At 51.9% G+C, this 4,066-nt stretch carries 6 protein-coding genes and 1 pseudogene; 5 read left to right on the top strand and 2 right to left on the bottom strand.

Annotation, left to right across the window (positions count from 1 at the left end; translation table 11 throughout):
• The 4 genes from A918_RS22180 to A918_RS0104935 form a co-directional block, all read left to right on the top strand.
• The coding region (locus tag A918_RS22180; RefSeq protein ID WP_210162322.1) for a hypothetical protein at nucleotides 1-184 on the top strand (184 nt) is incomplete at its 5' end.
• 18 nt (nucleotides 185-202) lie between these two features.
• Nucleotides 203-1,309, top strand: coding sequence for a 3,4-dihydroxy-2-butanone-4-phosphate synthase (ribB, locus tag A918_RS0104945; RefSeq protein WP_022709977.1), 1,107 nt, complete (start codon nucleotides 203-205; stop codon nucleotides 1,307-1,309).
• Nucleotides 1,310-1,451: 142 nt separating this feature from the next.
• Nucleotides 1,452-2,414 carry a histone deacetylase family protein gene (locus A918_RS0104940; RefSeq protein ID WP_022709976.1) on the top strand — a complete coding sequence of 321 codons (963 nt, stop codon included), beginning with the start codon at nucleotides 1,452-1,454 and terminating at the stop codon, nucleotides 2,412-2,414.
• A gap of 3 nt (nucleotides 2,415-2,417) precedes the next feature.
• Entirely contained in the window at nucleotides 2,418-2,687 is a 270-nt protein-coding gene (locus tag A918_RS0104935; protein WP_022709975.1) for an exodeoxyribonuclease VII small subunit, read from the top strand.
• Nucleotides 2,688-2,769: 82 nt separating this feature from the next.
• On the opposite strand, the gene A918_RS0104930 is transcribed toward A918_RS0104935, so the two are convergent.
• Nucleotides 2,770-3,267: a DedA family protein gene (locus tag A918_RS0104930; protein ID WP_022709974.1), complete on the bottom strand. Its 498-nt coding sequence runs from the start codon at nucleotides 3,265-3,267 to the stop codon at nucleotides 2,770-2,772.
• 18 nt (nucleotides 3,268-3,285) lie between these two features.
• On the bottom strand, nucleotides 3,286-3,546 hold the full coding sequence (locus A918_RS0104925; protein WP_022709973.1) for a GlsB/YeaQ/YmgE family stress response membrane protein: 261 nt from the start codon (nucleotides 3,544-3,546) through the stop codon (nucleotides 3,286-3,288).
• Nucleotides 3,547-3,806: 260 nt separating this feature from the next.
• Here A918_RS0104925 and A918_RS0104920 point away from each other — a divergent pair.
• Nucleotides 3,807-4,066 (top strand): annotated as a pseudogene (locus A918_RS0104920) (hypothetical protein); the annotation flags it as partial.

The following is a 4,066-nucleotide window of genomic DNA, read 5'->3' as shown; positions in this document are numbered from 1 at the left end:
ACCGCGGCCAGACTGGCCGCGTCTGATAACCATGGGGCCAGACTGGCCGCGTCTGATAGCCATGGGGCCAGACTGGCCGCGTCTGATAACCATGGGACCAGACCGGTCGCGTATGAAAATATGCTCCAAGCTGGCCGCGTCTCAATTCGGTGCGGCCAGAGCAGTTATATGTGATGTTCTTTGAAAGATGACGGAGTGAAGCATGAGCTATAATCAGAAACAGGTTGTTGATGCACTCCGTGCTTTTGAACGCGGTGAAATCGTTGTTGTTATGGACGATGACGGGCGTGAAAATGAAGGCGATCTGATTGTCGCCGCTGTCCATTGTACAGCGGAGAAAATGGCATTCATCGTGCGCCATACTTCCGGCATCGTCTGCACACCTATGCCGAAAGAGGAGGCCAAACGCCTCAATCTGACGGCAATGGTGGCGGAAAATGATGCACCGCATTCTACTGCCTTCACCATTACCGTTGACTATAAACACGGCACGACAACCGGTATTTCGGCAGATGACCGCACGCTGACTGTGCGCAATCTGGCGAACCCGAATGCTGGCCCCGCGGACTTCGTGCGTCCGGGGCATATTTTCCCGCTGGTGGCGCGTGAAGGCGGTGTGCTGATGCGTTCCGGTCATACGGAAGCGGCAGTCGATTTGTGCAAGCTGGCCAATCTGCCGCCCGTTGGGGTGATCTGCGAACTGGTCAATGATGATGGTTCTGTGATGCGCGGCCCTCAGGTAACGGAATTCGCGGAAACACACGGATTGCACCGCATTACCGTGGCTGATCTGATCGCCTATCGCCAGCGCAAGGAAACGCTGATTGTGCGCATGGGCGAGACCGAAGTGGACACACCGGCGGGGCACGCCTGCGCATTCACCTATCAGTTGCCGTGGGAGCCGATGCAACATGTAGCTCTGGTTTTCGGTGATATCCGTGACGGTGAAGATGTGCCGGTGCGTCTGCATCGGGAAGATGTGCTGGCGGATACATTCGGTGCCGGTTCCGGTCTTGATGCGGTGCTGAAGCGAATGGCTGCGGAAAAGCGCGGGGTGCTGGTGTACTTGCGTGAAGGGTCTGTCGGCGTCGGTAAAAATGACAAGTCGCGCCGCCGTGCGGAAAATCATGACAGGGAAGAGCACAAAGAAGCACAGGCGCGTGAGGAAGAATGGCGCCAGATCGGTCTTGGTGCGCAGATTCTGAAAGATCTCGGCATCAGTTCCATCCGCCTGCTGGCTTCCAAAGAGCGCCATTATGTCGGATTGGAAGGTTTCGGTATTACTATTCTTAAAACTGAAATCTTGTAACTTTATTCTGCCTGATTAGAGCGCCGTGCGCCCCGTTGGGCGCACAAAACTCGCCCTAACGCTTTAAAATGCGAGCATAATTTTACCTTAAACTGATTCAAATTTAAGAAATTATGCTCTGAGCAGGCAGATACAGGATATTATGGCAACCAGACTTTACTCGCATCCGGTCTTTCTTGAGCATCTGACGCCGGTGGGGCATCCTGAGCGTCCGGATCGGTTGCGGGCTTTATTCAGCGTTCTGGAAGGCTATGATTATTATGCGCTGGATCAGGTGGAGGCACCTGTTGCCGATGAGCAGGCGTTGGAGCTTGTGCATCCGGCCTCTTACCTGAAGCAAATCAAAGCACAGATTCCCGATCCGCTTGATGAAGAACAAGTTGCTTCCGGCATGGCACAACCGATTGTGAATGTCGGACAGGACACCTATGTCAGTCCGCAAAGCTGGCATGCCGTGCTGGCGGCAACCGGCTCTGCCCTTGCTGCGGTCGAAGATGTATTTAACGGGCAAGCGGATAATATCTTTATTGCTGCCCGTCCGCCAGGTCATCATGCGACGGCCGATACGGCGATGGGTTTCTGCATCACCAATACGGCCGCGATAGCTGCCCGTTATGCGCAGAGCCATTTTGGAGCGGAGCGCGTAGCGATCATCGATTGGGATGTGCATCACGGTAACGGCACGCAGGACATTTTCGCTGCGGATAAGAATGTACTGTTCTGTTCAACGCATCAGGCGCAGATTTATCCGGGTACTGGTTTGGTCAAGGAGACCGGTGTCGGTAATATCGTTAATGCGCCTTTGCTTGCTGACAGTGGCAGTCGGGAGTTTCGCGAAGCCTTTACTTCCCGTATTTTACCGGCATTGGACAATTTTCGCCCTGATCTGATCTTGATTTCAGCGGGCTTTGATGGTCATTATCTTGACCCATTGGCTCAACTTAATTTGACCGAAACAGATTATGATTGGGTGACAGGGCAGGTGATGGAGCGCGCCGACCGGTTTTGTAATAACCGGCTGATCAGTTTTCTTGAAGGCGGATATGATTTACAGGGCTTGTCCTTTTCCGCCGCAGCGCATATTACGCGTTTAATGAAAGGATAAATTATGACCGAGCCGAACACCACCGGACAAGCTTCCAATGATGATATTGCAGTGATGAGCTTCGAACAGGCGCTCAAGCAGCTGGAAACAATTGTCGATGATCTGGAACGCGGTGATGTGCCTTTGGAAAAATCGATCCTGATTTATGAACGCGGTGAAGCGCTGAAAAATCATTGCGAAAAACTGCTGCAGTCAGCAGAAGATAAAGTCGAGAAAATCAAACTCAGCCGCGACGGTCAGCCAACCGGCACCGAACCGCTTGATCCTGAGTGATTATCTGGCAATGAATTGAAAAAGCCCCGCAATGTCGGGGCTTTTTTGTACGCCGATGATACAGCCGGTTATAAATCAGCCTCTAAAGTAATCTTTTAAACAAGGCGCTGAAATAATAGGGGCCTGCGCCCCAGACTAAAGTCCAGAGTGCCGCGCCGATAATATTGGCGGAGACAAATTTCAGCCAGTGCATTTTTAAAGCACCGGCCATGATACCGTTTAACTGGCGCAAAATAGCAAAGAAGCGTGCAGTGATGACAATGCCGCTGCCGTATTTTTCAAACAGTTTTTCGAATTGCTCCAGCCGTTCCGGTGTCAGCTTGATATAGGGGCCGAAGCGGATCAGAATTTTCCGCCCGCCAAAATGGCCGATCAGATAGCCTGTGCTGTCGCCCAGTATCGCGCCGAGAAACACCGCGAGTAACATAACCGGTAAAGACAGTTCGCCTTGCTGAGCCAGCAGGGATGCAGCAATAAGCAATGTCTCTCCCGGTACCGGCGCACCGAAACTTTCAAAATAAATGATGATAAACAGAGCGATTGAGCCATAAGCGGCGATATATGGCTCAACCCAATGCATGTTCGTACCTGTTTATGTTTATCTTAGCTGCCTCTGGCCGCTAATTGCGTGATAAAGGAACAGCACGACCACTGCGCCGATTACCGAAACAATCAGGCTGTAAATATTCAGGCCGGTAACACCCGCCGCACCGAAGAAATTGAAAATAACACCGCCGATAACCGCGCCGACAATGCCGAGGACAATATCCATCAGCATACCCTGACCGCTTTTGTTGACGATTTTGCTGCCGATAAAACCGGCAATGAGACCGAGAATAATCCAGCTGATAACTGACATTGTATGTTCTCCGTTTCGCAAAAAGCATTTTACAGAGACAGATCACATCCGGCGCTGCAAGAATGCGAAAATCAAAGAAACCGGAACGCAGACCATCAATTAAATTCACGTGCTGGCAAATTCATGAGGCTGGCTCTGGAAACTCGGTAAAACGCTCCCATATCATTACATGCTTGGCAAGTGACAATCTTGCCAAGTAAATATTTTTGCGCGATGCTGCTAAGTATCCGGCATTTCAGCAGGTTTGGAGGAAGTATAAAATGGGCCTTTTTGGTGGTGACTCTTCAAATAATGAACCGGTACCGGGCGGCAGTCTGACCAAACCGGTTCTGATTGCACTTGGTGCATTGCTCGTTGGTCGTATGTTCAGCGGTAAATCCGATGATAATGAACAGCCTCAGGTGAATGCGCCGGATCAGGCCGCATCCGGCGGCGGTCTCGGCGATCTTCTGGGCAGCGTGTTCGGCGGCGGACAGCAGGCGAATGCTCCGGCAGGCACGCAGGCAGATTCACAGGCGGG

This window comes from Pseudochrobactrum sp. AO18b, from assembly GCF_000409565.1.
In the GTDB taxonomy this organism is placed as follows: Bacteria; Pseudomonadota; Alphaproteobacteria; order Rhizobiales; family Rhizobiaceae; genus Pseudochrobactrum; species Pseudochrobactrum saccharolyticum.
The sequence above is the reverse complement of the archived record's forward strand: the minus strand, read 5'-3'. Positions and strand labels throughout refer to the sequence as shown.

Excerpts from the sequence above, each read along its gene's own strand:
- ribB (WP_022709977.1), top strand. The coding sequence starts at position 203 with ATGAGCTATAATCAGAAACAGGTTGTTGATGCACTCCGTGCTTTTGAA.
- A918_RS0104940 (WP_022709976.1), top strand. The coding sequence starts at position 1,452 with ATGGCAACCAGACTTTACTCGCATCCGGTCTTTCTTGAGCATCTGACG.
- A918_RS0104935 (WP_022709975.1), top strand. The coding sequence starts at position 2,418 with ATGACCGAGCCGAACACCACCGGACAAGCTTCCAATGATGATATTGCA.
- A918_RS0104930 (WP_022709974.1), bottom strand. The coding sequence starts at position 3,267 with ATGCATTGGGTTGAGCCATATATCGCCGCTTATGGCTCAATCGCTCTG.
- A918_RS0104925 (WP_022709973.1), bottom strand. The coding sequence starts at position 3,546 with ATGTCAGTTATCAGCTGGATTATTCTCGGTCTCATTGCCGGTTTTATC.